Below are 13,059 nucleotides of genomic sequence, written 5' to 3' on the forward strand. Positions count from 1 at the left end.
GGCACACGTGCCCTGATTCGAACGAGCGAACTTACGCATCCGATAGGACTTACGCGTCCCGTCATCGGCCATCACGGTGACGTAGTCGGCGGAAACCTCCTCGACCACACCCGCCTTCTCGTTCACCACGACGTCGCCCGCGTCCACGGCGGCGCGCAGCTCCATGCCGGTGCCCACGATCGGGGCCTCGGAACGGATCAGCGGCACGGCCTGACGCTGCATGTTCGCACCCATCAGGGCGCGGTTGGCGTCGTCGTGCTCGAGGAACGGGATCATCGCGGTCGCGACCGACACCATCTGACGCGGCGAGACGTCCATGTAGTCGACCTCGGTCGCCGCGACGAGCTCGTTCTCCTCGTTGCCCCGGCGGCACAGCACCCGGTCCTCGAGGAAGCGGCCGTCGGCGTCGACCGGCGAGTTGGCCTGGGCACGAACGTGCCTGTCCTCCTCGTCGGCGGTCAGGTAGCGGACCTCGTCGGTCACCCGGCCGTCGACCACCTTGCGGTACGGCGTCTCGATGAAACCGAACGGGTTGACCCGCGCGTACACCGACAGTGAGCCGATCAGGCCGATGTTCGGGCCTTCCGGGGTCTCGATCGGGCACATGCGGCCGTAGTGCGACGGGTGGACGTCACGGACTTCCAGGCCGGCGCGCTCACGGGACAGACCACCCGGGCCCAGCGCCGAGAGGCGGCGCTTGTGGGTCAGGCCCGACAGCGGGTTGTTCTGGTCCATGAACTGCGACAGCTGGGAGGTTCCGAAGAACTCCTTGATCGCCGCGACGACCGGGCGGATGTTGATCAGGGTCTGCGGCGTGATCGCCTCGACGTCCTGAGTCGTCATCCGCTCCCGGACCACGCGCTCCATGCGCGACAGACCGACCCGGATCTGGTTCTGGATCAGCTCGCCCACGGTGCGCAGGCGACGGTTGCCGAAGTGGTCGATGTCGTCCACTTCCACCGGGACCTCGACGCCACCGGGGGCCGTCATGGTCCTGTCGCCCGAGTGCAGGCGCACCAGGTACTCGATGGTGTTGACGATGTCTTCCTTCGTCAGCACCGAACCGACGACCTGCTCGCCCACGTGGATGCCGAGCTTCTTGTTGATCTTGTACCGGCCGACGCGCGCCAGGTCGTAGCGCTTCTCCTTGAAGAACAGGTTCTCCAGCAGGGTCTGCGCGGATTCCTTGGTCGGCGGCTCGCCCGGACGCAGCTTGCGGTAGATGTCCAACAGCGCCTCGTCCTGACCGGCGGTGTTGTCCTTCTCCAGGGTCGACATCATGATCTCGGAGAAGCCGAAGCGCTCGACGATCTCCTCGGTGGTCCACCCCAGCGCCTTGAGCAGCACGGTGACCGGCTGACGGCGCTTGCGGTCGATGCGCACACCCACGGTGTCGCGCTTGTCCACGTCGAACTCCAGCCACGCGCCGCGCGACGGGATGACGCGCACGCTGTGCAGGTCCTTCTCGGTGCCCTTGTCGACGCTGTGGTCGAAGTAGACACCCGGCGAACGGACCAGCTGCGAGACGACCACGCGTTCGGTGCCGTTGATGATGAACGTGCCCTTGTCGGTCATCATCGGGAAATCACCCATGAAGACCGTCTGGCTCTTGATCTCACCGGTGTTGTTGTTGATGAACTCCGCCGTGACGAACAGCGGAGCCGCGTACGTCATGTCCTTGTCTTTGCACTCATCGATCGAGGCCTTGACCTCTTCGAAGCGTGGGTCGGAGAACGACAGCGACATGGACCCGGAGAAGTCCTCGATCGGGGAGAGCTCCTCGAGCACCTCCTCGAGGCCACCGACTAGGCCGACGTCGCCGCGAGCGGCCGCACGCTCGCGCCAATCGGGCGAACCGATCAACCAGGCGAATGATTCCGTTTGTAGGTCGAGAAGCCCGGGCACCTCCAAGGGTTCACGGATCTTCGCGAAAGACACCCGCAACGGGGCTCCGGGGATTCCGGCAACTGCCTTGGTCTGGGTGGAGACTGCCAAGATGCGTCCTTCCAGCACCTCACGCGCGTCGCGTGGTGGTCCGCGACCGTCGCTTGTCTGCTACGAATTCCGCTGGTTACAACCCGAACGAAGCTCGAACAGGCACCAACGGAAGTAACACCGGAAGGGTGGGACTTACGTGTGCGAATCGAGGAATGGACAGGAGGCAGCCAGCGCAACGTCCAAACCTACACCCAAGTACACGGGGGTGTCAAAGTACCACCCGTGTGATCGTCCGCATGGCTGGCGCGCCGGGCCGAATTCGCTGGCTGCGTCGTGAGCCGCGGTGCGCTGGAAGCCACTGTGACAGCTGCCGCTGTTGTGAATAGCGTGACGGTTCGGGCGAAACTCGTCAAGTGGCAGACCCGGCCGGAGCGCCGACGAGATCGCCTGCCGCGCTGCGTCATCCCGGCCGATGCGGCGGCCGTTACTGGTCCACGATGTCGCTGGCCAGCCAGCGACCGTCCACCTTCTGCATGTGCAGGACCACTGGTCCGGCGACGCTCTGCTGCGCCACGCCGTCCTTGGTGGCACTGACCACCAGATTGACGATCAGCTCCGCGCGATCATCGGTGAGCAAGGTCACAGCAATCGGATCAGACTTCGCATCAGCGCTGGTCTGCGCCTGTTTGACCGCCGAAATGGTGGTGTCGGCGTACTTGTCCAAATCGGCGAGCATCTTTCCGGTGAGCACCTGCTTCGCCGTGTCCCGGTAGCCGTCGATGTTCTTCACGTCGTAGGCGTAGACGGTCCGCAGGGCATTGTCGGCGGCCGCCCGCACTTCCTGAGTGGCCTCGTTGTCCACAAATGCCTGATTCGACGTGTCGACCCCGGGCCGCTGCGCGGCGAGCCACGCGAAACCGCCCAGCAGCAGCGCCGCGATCAGCACGGCCGCGATCACGCCCCAGCGCGGGCGTCCCGCCTGCGCCCGCTGAGGGCGATCGATCTTCCGCGGCACGAACCCCCGCCACCGCGACGATCCGGCCGCTTCAGGGCGTCGATCGGCGCGAGTGGCCCCCGGATCGGCAGCGGGCCGGGAGGAGCCCGCCACGCGTGGTTTACGGGCCGCTGCGGGCCGCTCGATCCGCGTGGACCCGGCGCGCGCCGGTTCCGTGGCGGGCCTGCGCTTGGAGGTGACGCGGTTGACCGGTCGGCGAGACGTCATGGGTGTCCTCCTACGATCCCGGCTTCGGCGCGGCGGGCGGCTGGTCGGCGGCCGGGGCGGCGGTCTGCTGGGCGGGGCCGCCGTTCAACAGCACCGGCTGGCTGAGCGAGGAGATCTGCTCGGCCTTCCAGACCGCGCCGTCCTTGGCCAGGTCCACGGTCCAGGTGTAGCGATAGTCGGCGGGCGGCTTGTCCTTGCCGTTCTCCGTGACCTGCAGCACCACCAGCGCCGATGCCTTGTCCTCCTCGCTGTTGAGCGAGGTGAGCGCGGCGCCGAGCACCTTCGAGGTCATCCCGATCCCACTCTGCTGGGCCAGCTTCTCCGCCTGGTCCTTGTTCTTCGTGGCCGAGTCCAGCAGCGGGCCGGTCATCGAGGACCTGGCCAGCGCCAGCGAGCCGGGCACGTCATCGATGTTCATCGAGGTCATGTTGAGCGCGGCTTGGCGCGCGGCGTCCAGAGCGGTGTCGCGGGCATCGGCGCGCGGGCCGTCGGTGAGCGCGGCGCGCACCCAGCCCGCGCCGAACCATGCGGCAGCGATCACCGCGACCACCAGCAGCGCGGACGAGCCGGCCAAGGCCACCCGGCCGAGCGTGGACGTGCCACGCGGGTGCTCGAGCTTCGCGCCGGCCCGGTCGGCGGCCTTCGGATCGCCTGCGTCCGGCTCGGCGGAGGGGGTGGGCGTGTCCGCCGCTGCCTTCGCCGTGTCCGGCCCTGCCTTCACCGTGTCCGAGGCTTCCTCCGACACCGAATCGGATGGCTCGGTCGGATCGGCGGTCACGACAGCGCCCCGCCGTCGCTCGGCTCGGTCGCGTTCCAGGGCCGCGTGCCCGTGGTTCGCTCGGTCCAGTCAGTCACGCGAGACACCCTAACGTCATTGCTCCTGGTCACCGCTTCGGCGTGACTCCCAGCAGGGTCGACAACTGCACGGCGACCGGAGTCAGGTTCAGCTTTTCCGGATCGGTTTTGGGGTTGGAGTCCCAGGGCTGCACGATGGCCGGGTCGGCGTACTCGGCTCGCTCGCCACCGCGGACGGCGGTCGGATTACCGAACGGCACCAGACACTTGGCGTCTTTGTTGAACGGGAACTCGTCGCGCGTGTCGTCGAAGTCCGGGTTCTGCGCCTTCATCTGTTCCAGAATTCGGTACGTGCCCTCGTAGCCCACGGTACAGGTGGGCGGATTGTTGGTCTCGAGCACCAGGCCGAAGTGGCTGGTCCCGTCGCCGGGCGCAGTGGAGGAGCCACCGATCGACAGCTGCGGGAGCATCTGCAGCAAGGGTTTGATCGCGTAGAACTTCGGCGAGATCGCCTGCAGCAACAGCCGCAGGTTGGTCAGGTCCTGGGTGAGCGAGCCGCCGCTCTCCTCGATCAGCGCGCCGAGCTGCTCGCCCGCGTCGGTCCCGGTGCCGATGAGCCTGCGCACGTCGGGGTCGCTGGAGCGCAATTGGTCGGTGAGCTTGTCCAGGCCGTCGCTGAATTCGCGGATCGCGGTGGACTGCTCGGCCTGCGTGCCCAGGGCGACGCGGCCGTCGCGGATCAGCTGGATGGTCTGCGGCAGTGTCGCGTGGAAGGTCTCGGTGAATGTGTTCAGAGAGTCGATCAGCACTTGCAGATCGTCGCCCTTGCCGTCGAACGCCTTGCCGAGCTCGCGGACCGTCGTGTTGAGCGCGTTCAGGTCCACCGAACCCGCGAAGGTGTCCACGCTCGACAACAGTTCCTCGACCGGCACCGGGAGGGTCGCCGAGGTGATCACGGAGTTGTCGCGCAGGTACGGGCCCGCTTCCGAGTCGGGCTGCAGGTCGACGTACTGCTCGCCGATCGCGGATCGGTTGGCCACCACGGCTTTCGCCGAGGCCGGGATCTTCGGCGAACTCGTGTCGATGACGAGGTCCATTACGACGCCCTCGCCGGTGAGTTCCAGCGCGCCCACCCGGCCGACCGGCACGCCGCGATAGGTCACCTCGGCGCCCTTGTAGACGCCGCCGGTCTGCGCCGCGCGCAGCTTCACCGTGTACTCGTTGAACCCGAACAGGTGGTCGAGCCGGATGTACTTGCCGCCGACGTACACGACGCCGACCACCGCGATCACCACGAACGCGATGAGCTGCCACCGCACCAGACGGGTCATCGCGGACCACTCCCTACGCCGAGTTGCTCGAGGATCGCCCCGACCGGACCGGGCGGCACGCCCGGCGCGGGTGGCTGCGCCATCAGCGGCGGCAGCGGCAGGATCGACACCGTCGGCCAGCCCGGACGCGGGCCGTTGCCGTTGTAGTACGGATTGGTCGGGTTCACCGGCACGGGCGGGCCCACCGGCGGGATGTACACCGGATCGGGTTTGCCCACACCGAGATTGCCGAGCGTGACGCCGATCTGCTGGTCCACCGACAACCACGTGTTCACACTGCCGCCGAAGGTGCTCTCCAACGCCGAGTCGGGAAACGGGTAGGTCGGGATCAACGGAACGGCCGCGACCAGATCCGGCGCCGAGCGGCCCAGCTCCTGCAGCGTCGGCCGCAGCGCGGTGAGGTCGCGGATCAGGTCGTCCTTCGAGGTGTTCAGCACGTCGAAGCCGGCCTCGCCGAGCCGGTCCAGCTGGGCGAGCAGGCCGACCAGTTGCGGGCGCTGCTCTTCCAGGATCTTGATGCCCTGCGGCAATTGGTCGAGGATCTTGCCGATCTGATCGGTCTGCCTGCTGACCCTGCTGCTGAGTACGTCCAAGCCGTCCAGCGCGCGGGTGATGTCGTCCACCTGCTCGTTCAGGCCGCCGATCAGCGTGTTGGCCTGCTCGATCAGCGAGCGCACCCGGTCTTCCCTGCCCCCGATGGTCTTGTTCAGCTCGGTGATGATCGGCTGCAACTGCGCGACGCCGCCGCCGTTGAGCAGCAGCGACAGCGCGCCGAGCACCTGTTCGACCTCGGTGGCGTGCCGGGTGCGGTCGACCGGGATCACCGAGCCGTCGGCGAGCCGGGTGGGCTCCGGATCGGCGGCGGGCCGGGACAGCTCGATGAACTTCTCACCGAGCAGGTTCGACTGCCTGACCTCGGCGCGGGCGTTCGCGGGCAGGTCCACCGACGAGTTGACCAGGGTGCGCACGGTGGCCGTCCACTGATCGGAGCCGATGCTGATCTTCTCGACCCGGCCGACCGGCACACCCTCGACCTTGACCGCCGATTGCGGCACGAGGTCGAGAACATCGTCGAACTGGATGTCGATGTGCATCGGGTGCTCGCCCACGTCGGCGCCGCCGGGCAGCGGCACGCTGTAGATGCCGTCGGCGGCGCACGAAGTGACCAGCGCGGCGGACAGGCCCAGCGCCACAGCCGCGCCGAGCCCCCGCGCGGCGGAACGGATTCGAATGCTCATCGCTCCCCTCCCTGGGACGGCGGAAGCCGGTCCGACGGCGTGCCGGGCACGGTGCCCGGCACCGGGTCGCGCTGCTGGTTCTCGCCGCTGAGGATGCCGAACGGCAGATTCAGCGTCGGGGTCTGCACCCCGGCGGTGACCTGGTCGGTGATCTCCTTGCAGTGGTCGAGAATCGGCCGCATCTGCCTGCCGAGCGCCTCGAACTTGGGATCGCCCGGCATCAGCTTGGACAGGTCGAGCATCTTGCACACCGCACCGAACGGGTCCTGCAGTTCCGGGAAGTTGGCGCGCATGTCGAGGGTGCCCGATTCGGCATTGTGCACGTTGATCAGATTGCTCAACGCAACCGGCAGGACCGGCAGCAAGGCGGCCACGTCGTCGCGCTGATCGGACAGCGTCTGGGTGAGCTGGATCAGCCCTTCGGCATTGCTCGCGATCAGATCCCGGTTGTCGTCGACGAAGCGGGCGACGTCGCCCAGCGCGATCGACAGCAGATGCAGTGCCGCGCCGAGATCTCTGCGCTCGTCGGCGAGGAAGGTCGACAGGTCGGCCAGCTGGGTGTTGAACTGCCGCACCTGCTGGTCGTTCTGGGCCAGCATGGTGATGAAGGCCTGCAGGTTCTTGACCGTGTCGAAGATGTCCCCGCGCGCGTCCGACAGGTAGCGGGCCGCCCTGGACAGCTGGGTGAGACTGTTGGCCAGCGCCTCTCCGTTGCCCGCCAGGTTCGCCGCGCCGGTGCGCACCAGCTCGTTCACCGCGCCCTCGGCGTTCGCGCCGTTCGGGCCCAACGCGTCCGAGAGCTCGGTGATGCTCTTGTACAGCTGGTCGACCTCGACGGGCGTTGCCGTGCGCTCGCGCGGAATGGTCGCCTCACGCGCCATCTTCGGGCCGTCGGTGTAGGCCGGGGTGAGCTGGATGTAGCGGTCCGAGACGATGGAGGGGGTGATCTGGGCTGCCCGGGCGCCCGCGGGCACGTCGTACTTGCGGTCCACGCTCATCACGATCTTGACCTGATCGCCCTGCGGCTCCACCGAATCCACCGAGCCGACCGGCACGCCGAGGATGCGCACGTCCGAGCCCTCGTAGATGCCGACCGAACGATCGAAGTACGCGGTGATCTTGGTGGTGGTCAGCCGGTTGAACAGCCACCACAGCACCACAGCCACCAGCACGGCGAGGACGACGACCAGCGCGATACCCACCTTGGCGCCGCGGCCGGAGCCGCGCACCGCACCGACAGGATCGCTACGCCAGTTGTCCGCCACGTCAGTTACCTCCCAAAGTACGGATCGGCTGACGGTAGCCGGGGATCTCGGGCAGCGCGGGCGGCAACACGTTGACGATCACCGCGTCGAACCAGCGGCCGGTGCCGAGCACGCTGGCGTAGAGGCTGTAGAACGGCGCCGCGAGTTCCAGCGTCTTGGAGATGTTCTGCTGGTTGGCGTTGAGCAGATCGATAGCGGCGCGCAGATTCGTCAGCGCGGGCCCGATCTGTTCCTCGTTGTCGTGCACGAGCGCACTCAGCTCCGCCGAAACAGTCTGGGCGCCGGACAGCAACTGCTTGATGGACTGCTGCCGGATGTTCAGCTCGGCGAGCAGCTGGCCGCCGGAGGCCAGCAGCCGCTCGAACTCCGCGTTGCGATCGGCGAGGATCTGCGTGGTCTGCCTGGTCGCGGCGAACAGCTTCTTCAGCTCTTGGTCGCGTTTGGCCAGCGTCTCCGACAGCCGGGCGACGCCGTCGATGGAGCCGCGAATCTCCGGCGGGGTCGTCTCGAACGCCTCCGACAGCACCTGCATGCTCTTGGCCAGCTGGGCGGTGTCGATCTGATCGATGGTGCGCGCCGCGTCGGTGAACGCGTCCACCACGTCGTACGGAGACACCGTGCGCGAGAGCGGAATCCGCGAACTCGGGTCGGCGGGCTTCGAGCCCCGCGGGTCGAGCGCGAGGTACTTCTGCCCGAGCAGCGTCTTGATCTGGATGGACGCGGTGGTCGCGTCGCCGATCCAGGTGTCCTTGGTGCGGAAGTCCACGAGCACGCGGTCACCGGCGAGCCGGACATCGGACACCGAACCGACCTTGACGCCCGCGACCCGGACTTCGTTGCCCTTCTTCAGACCTGCTGCCTCGCTGAATTCGGCCGTGTACTTGGTCCCCGCCCCGATGATCGGCAACCGATCGAGGTAGAACGCCGAGACCGTCACCAATAGCACCACGGCGATGCCGAGCGCGCCCAGGAACGCAGGGCTGCGTTTGCCGAGCAGAGAGCGGTCGTCCATCAGCGAGCCTTCCCATGGCAGCGCGGCGCCGCGTTGGTGTACAAGGGCTGGTTGATCGTCGGCATTCCGGCGGGCAGGTTCAGCTGCGGCGCGTCTACCGCGCCCGGCCCGACGACGAGGTCGATGCCGCACAGATAGAACTGGAACCAGGAGCCGTAACTGGCGGCGCGACCGAGCTTCTCCATCTTCAGCGGCAGGTTGTACAGCGCTTCGTTCACCTCGTCCTGCCGCTCGTCGAGCGTGCCGGTCAGCTGGCTCAGGCCCGCGATCGAGCCCTGCAGCGTCGGGCGCACCGGCACGAGCAGGTCCGAGGTCGCCGAGGTCAGGTTGGCCAGCGAGGTCACCGAGCGCCCGATCGTGTCGCGTTCGGCGTTGAGGCCGCTGATCAGCGCCTCGGTGTTCACGATCAACTGGTCGAACTGGTCGTCGCGCTGGTTGACCGTGTCCAGCACGGCGGTCAGATTGCGCGTCAGCTCACCGATCACGGCGTCCTTGTCCGCGATCTTGTTGGTCAGGTTCGCCGTGCTGGCGACCAGATCGCGGATGGTGCCCTGCTCACCCTGGAAAACCTGGATGATCTCGAAGGACAGCTTGTTCACGTCGTCGGCGGTCAACGTGCGGAACAGCGGCCGGAAGCCGTTGAACAGCGTGGTCAGATTCAGCGCGGGCCTGGTGCGCTCCAGCGGGATGGTGCCGCCCTCGTTCAGCTTGCGGCCCTGCTCCCCCGTCCCCTGCTCCAGCGCGATGTAGCGCTGGCCGACCAGGTTGCGGTACTTGATCGTGGCGGTGGTCGAGGCGGGCAGCCAGTCCCGGTCGGCGAGATCGAATTTCACCTCGGCCAGGCGCTTGTCCACGATCGAGACGTCGGTGACCTTTCCGACCCGAACGCCCGCTATGCGGACCTCGTCGCCGGGGTTGAGCGCGGTGACGTCGCTGAACCTGGCCTTGAATTCCGTGCCGCCGCCGCCGTAGTTGGCGATGGACAGCGCGAGCATAGTGGTCACGAACAAGGTCACCACGACGAAGATGATCAGTTTGGTCAGCGACCCGCCCAGGCCGCGCAGCTGCTCCTTCATCGCACGCTCACCTCGCTTCCGCGGAACGCGGGCGCGCCGGCCCGGGTCACCCAGCCCGGCACCTGATCCGGGGCGACACCGTTGGCCGCGCCGTAGATCGCGCCGAGCGACTGCTGCTCCATCGGCGAACCCGCGATCGTCGGCATCTTGCTCGCCGGGTGGACGCCGAATTGCGGTGGCTCCAAATGACCGATCTCCTGGTCACCGGGGTTGCGGCTGGGGACGGCGTAGGAGCCGTCGTTGTTCGGGCCGCCGGTGTACTGGCCGGGATCGACACCCAGCGGCATCTCCGGGATGCACCACGGCCCCCTGGTGTCCAGCCAGCGCGGCTCGTCCTGGTTGGGCAGGTACTTGCCGCGTGGGTTGGTGAGTTCGATGGTCACTCGGGAGCCCGGCTGGTCGGTTCCCTTGCCGAAGATCCGGTCGATACGCGGCTTGAGCTGCGCGAAGTTCGCCAGCGAGCAGGCGAGGTTCGGCGAGTAGTAGGCCAGCTGCTCCAGCGCGGGACGGGCGTCGGCGGCCACGTCGATGATGTTGTCGCGGTTGGCGATCAGGAACTCGGTGGTGGTGGCCGCGGTCGGCGTCAGCGTCGCGTACAGGAGGTCGATGTCGGTGCGCCGCTGCACGATCGTGGCGTTGGTCGTGCGCAGATTGTCCAACGCCTGGATCAGCTGCGGCGCCGCGTCGGAGTAGGTGGCCGCCACCTCGGCGAAACTGCGCAGGTCCGCCTGCAGATCCGGCAGCACGACATTGACCTGGCGGAAGGCGTCGTCCAACTTGTCCACGGTCTGGCCGAGCGCGTAGCCCTGACCGGCGAGCGCCTGCGACAGCGCGCCGAGGGTGGCGGCGAGATCCTGCGGCGGGATGGCCTGCAGCAGTGGCAGCAGGTCGTCGAGCAGCTTGCTCACCTCGACGGCGTTGCCGCTGACGTCCTGGCGCAGCGTCACGCCGTCGGTCAAATGCTCCGGGCTGGGGTCCTCCGGGATCACCAGGTCCACATAGCGCTCGCCGAACAGCGTCTTGGGCAGCAGGCGCGCGGTGGCGTTGGCCGGGATCTGCTGTGCCTTGTCCGGGTTGATCGCCAGGTTCAAGGTCACCTCGCCGCCCTCGGACCTGCTCGAGCGCACCTCGCCGACGTTGATGCCGCGCACCTTCACGTCCGCGTTGCGGGTGAGCGCGTTGCCCACGCTGTCGGTGATCAGGTCGACGTGCACCGTCCGCACGAACTGCTTGTTGTAGATCGCGATGGTGACCCACAGGAACAGCGCGACCACGACGAAGAACGCGATGCCCAGCACTCGAGTTCGCAGCTTTTCGGTCGAGCGCCAGGTCTGCGTGCGGCTCATCCGGCCACCCGCACCGTGGTGGTGGTGCCCCAGATCGCGAGGCTGAGGAAGAAGTCGAGGATGTTCACCAGGACGATCGCGGCGCGGACCGCACGACCGACCGCGACGCCGACGCCGGCGGGTCCGCCGGTGGCGTGGAATCCGTAATAGCAGTGCACCATGATGATCACGAACGCGAAGACCAGCACCTTGAGGAACGAATAGAGCACGTCCTCCGGTGGCAGGAACAGACCGAAGTAGTGGTCGTAGGACCCGCTGGATTGCCCGTTGAACCAGATGCTGATCATCCGCGACGCCAGGAACGTGCCGAGCAGGCCGACGATGTAGAGCGGGATCACCGCGAGGAACCCGGCGATCACCCGGCTGGTGACCAGGAACGGCACGCCGGGCACCGCCATCACCTCGAGCGCGTCGATCTCCTCGGAGATCCGCATGGCGCCCAACTGCGCGGTGAAACCACAACCGACCGTCGCCGAGAGCGCGAGCGCCGCGACCAACGGCGCGATCTCGCGGGTATTGATGTAGGCGGTGAGGAAGCCGGTGAGCGCCGAGCTGCCGAGCGCGTCGAGGGCCTTGAAGCCCTGCAGACCGACGACGACGCCGACAGAGCCGGACATGAACACGATGACGCCGATGGTGCCGCCGATCACCGCCAGCGCGCCGGTGCCGAAGGTGACCTCGGCGAGCAGCCGCATGACTTCCTTGCGGTAGTGCACCGCGGTCCGCGGGATCCACGCGATGGCGCGCGTGTAGAACGACATCTGCTCGCCCGCACGGTCGATGACGTTGAGCGGCATACGAGCGACTTCACCCGCCCGGCGCAGGGACTTGGCGACCGGGGTTCGGTATGACGTGGCCATCGGTCAGGAGCCCTTGGCCGGGACGACCTGTAGGTACACCAGGGTCAGGATGAGGTTCACGAAGAACAGCACCATGAATGTGATAACCACGGATTGGTTCACCGCGTCACCGACTCCTTTCGGGCCCCCCTTGGGATGCAAGCCCTTGTACGCGGCGATGACGCCGGCGAGCAAGCCGAACACCGCCGCCTTGATCTCACCGATCCACAGGTCCGGCAGCTGGGCGAGGGCGGAGAACGACGCGAGGTAGGCGCCGGGGGTGCCGCCCTGCAGCAGCACGTTGAAGAAGTACCCGCCCGCGATGCCGACCACCGAGACCAAGCCGTTGAGCAGCAGCGCGACCAGCATCATGCCGATCACGCGCGGCACCACCAGCTTTCGCACCGGATCCACGCCGAGCACTTCCAGTGCGTCGATCTCCTCGCGGATGGTGCGCGAGCCGAGGTCGGCGGCCACCGCCGACCCGGCCGCGCCCGCGATGATCAGGGCCGTGACGACCGGAGCGGCCTGCTGGACGGTTGCCAGCACGCTGGTCGCGCCGGTGAAGGATTCCGCGCCCAATTGTTTGATCAGCGAACCGGTCTGCAGTGCCACGACCGCGCCGAACGGAATCGCGACCAGGGCGCTGGGCAGGATCGAGACACTCGCGATGAACCACGACTGCTCGATGAACTCCCGCCACTCGAAGGGACGACGGAATGTCTTGCGCAAAACGTCGATGAGCAGCGCAAAGATATTGCCGGCCTGGGCAAACCCCGACTCCAGGGGAGTTCGCAATCGCGCCAGGGTCGAATTCACGATCGCAGATGTTACCCGTTAGTTGTGTTGTGTCGCACGGTGGTGTCGTACGCGCCGCCCGGATAATTAGCCAGGTCGCCGCTGTTGTACGCCATCACCTGTGTGTCGTCGTTCTCCGCAAGTGATTCGCGGATCGCGACCTGGGCGGCATGGGGCAGCGTGTGCATGATCTCGCGAA

At 67.2% G+C, this 13,059-nt stretch carries 11 protein-coding genes; all 11 read right to left on the bottom strand.

The genetic code is table 11. From position 1 onward, the window contains the following. The coding region (rpoB, locus tag ON19_RS27195; protein WP_043698917.1) for a DNA-directed RNA polymerase subunit beta at positions 1 to 2,013 on the bottom strand (2,013 nt) is incomplete at its 3' end. Between the two features lie 409 nt (positions 2,014 to 2,422). Further along, a complete protein-coding gene (locus ON19_RS27200; protein ID WP_043698903.1) occupies positions 2,423 to 3,160 on the bottom strand; it encodes a hypothetical protein in 738 nt (245 codons plus the stop codon). Positions 3,161 to 3,170: 10 nt separating this feature from the next. Continuing rightward, positions 3,171 to 3,938: a hypothetical protein gene (locus tag ON19_RS27205; RefSeq protein WP_174377735.1), complete on the bottom strand. Its 768-nt coding sequence runs from the start codon at positions 3,936 to 3,938 to the stop codon at positions 3,171 to 3,173. Positions 3,939 to 4,044: 106 nt separating this feature from the next. After that, complete coding sequence (locus ON19_RS27210; protein ID WP_043698905.1) at positions 4,045 to 5,286, bottom strand: MCE family protein; 1,242 nt, start codon at positions 5,284 to 5,286, stop codon at positions 4,045 to 4,047. Beyond that, positions 5,283 to 6,524 carry an MCE family protein gene (locus tag ON19_RS27215; RefSeq protein WP_043698907.1) on the bottom strand — a complete coding sequence of 414 codons (1,242 nt, stop codon included), beginning with the start codon at positions 6,522 to 6,524 and terminating at the stop codon, positions 5,283 to 5,285. The genes ON19_RS27210 and ON19_RS27215 overlap by 4 nt, the downstream gene beginning before the upstream one ends. After that, positions 6,521 to 7,753 (bottom strand): MCE family protein, encoded by a 1,233-nt coding sequence (locus tag ON19_RS27220; RefSeq protein ID WP_043698921.1) that lies wholly within the window; start codon positions 7,751 to 7,753, stop codon positions 6,521 to 6,523. The genes ON19_RS27215 and ON19_RS27220 overlap by 4 nt, the downstream gene beginning before the upstream one ends. 37 nt (positions 7,754 to 7,790) lie before the next feature. Next, a complete protein-coding gene (locus ON19_RS27225; protein WP_043698909.1) occupies positions 7,791 to 8,801 on the bottom strand; it encodes an MCE family protein in 1,011 nt (336 codons plus the stop codon). Beyond that, on the bottom strand, positions 8,801 to 9,877 hold the full coding sequence (locus tag ON19_RS27230) for an MCE family protein (RefSeq protein ID WP_174377737.1): 1,077 nt from the start codon (positions 9,875 to 9,877) through the stop codon (positions 8,801 to 8,803). Before ON19_RS27230 ends, ON19_RS27225 begins: the two co-directional genes overlap by 1 nt. Further along, positions 9,874 to 11,223: an MCE family protein gene (locus ON19_RS27235; RefSeq protein ID WP_043698911.1), complete on the bottom strand. Its 1,350-nt coding sequence runs from the start codon at positions 11,221 to 11,223 to the stop codon at positions 9,874 to 9,876. Before ON19_RS27235 ends, ON19_RS27230 begins: the two co-directional genes overlap by 4 nt. After that, positions 11,220 to 12,083 (bottom strand): MlaE family ABC transporter permease, encoded by an 864-nt coding sequence (locus ON19_RS27240; protein ID WP_043698913.1) that lies wholly within the window; start codon positions 12,081 to 12,083, stop codon positions 11,220 to 11,222. Before ON19_RS27240 ends, ON19_RS27235 begins: the two co-directional genes overlap by 4 nt. Positions 12,084 to 12,086: 3 nt before the next feature. Continuing rightward, positions 12,087 to 12,881 carry an MlaE family ABC transporter permease gene (locus ON19_RS27245; protein WP_051169355.1) on the bottom strand — a complete coding sequence of 265 codons (795 nt, stop codon included), beginning with the start codon at positions 12,879 to 12,881 and terminating at the stop codon, positions 12,087 to 12,089. Between the last annotated feature and the right edge of the window lie 178 nt (positions 12,882 to 13,059).

The organism is Nocardia abscessus NBRC 100374 (assembly GCF_000308455.1).
Taxonomy (GTDB): Bacteria; Actinomycetota; Actinomycetes; order Mycobacteriales; family Mycobacteriaceae; genus Nocardia; species Nocardia abscessus.

Excerpts from the sequence above, each read along its gene's own strand:
- ON19_RS27215 (WP_043698907.1), bottom strand. The coding sequence starts at position 6,524 with ATGAGCATTCGAATCCGTTCCGCCGCGCGGGGGCTCGGCGCGGCTGTG.
- ON19_RS27230 (WP_174377737.1), bottom strand. The coding sequence starts at position 9,877 with ATGAAGGAGCAGCTGCGCGGCCTGGGCGGGTCGCTGACCAAACTGATC.
- ON19_RS27225 (WP_043698909.1), bottom strand. The coding sequence starts at position 8,801 with ATGGACGACCGCTCTCTGCTCGGCAAACGCAGCCCTGCGTTCCTGGGC.
- ON19_RS27240 (WP_043698913.1), bottom strand. The coding sequence starts at position 12,083 with ATGGCCACGTCATACCGAACCCCGGTCGCCAAGTCCCTGCGCCGGGCG.
- ON19_RS27210 (WP_043698905.1), bottom strand. The coding sequence starts at position 5,286 with ATGACCCGTCTGGTGCGGTGGCAGCTCATCGCGTTCGTGGTGATCGCG.
- ON19_RS27200 (WP_043698903.1), bottom strand. The coding sequence starts at position 3,160 with ATGACGTCTCGCCGACCGGTCAACCGCGTCACCTCCAAGCGCAGGCCC.
- ON19_RS27235 (WP_043698911.1), bottom strand. The coding sequence starts at position 11,223 with ATGAGCCGCACGCAGACCTGGCGCTCGACCGAAAAGCTGCGAACTCGA.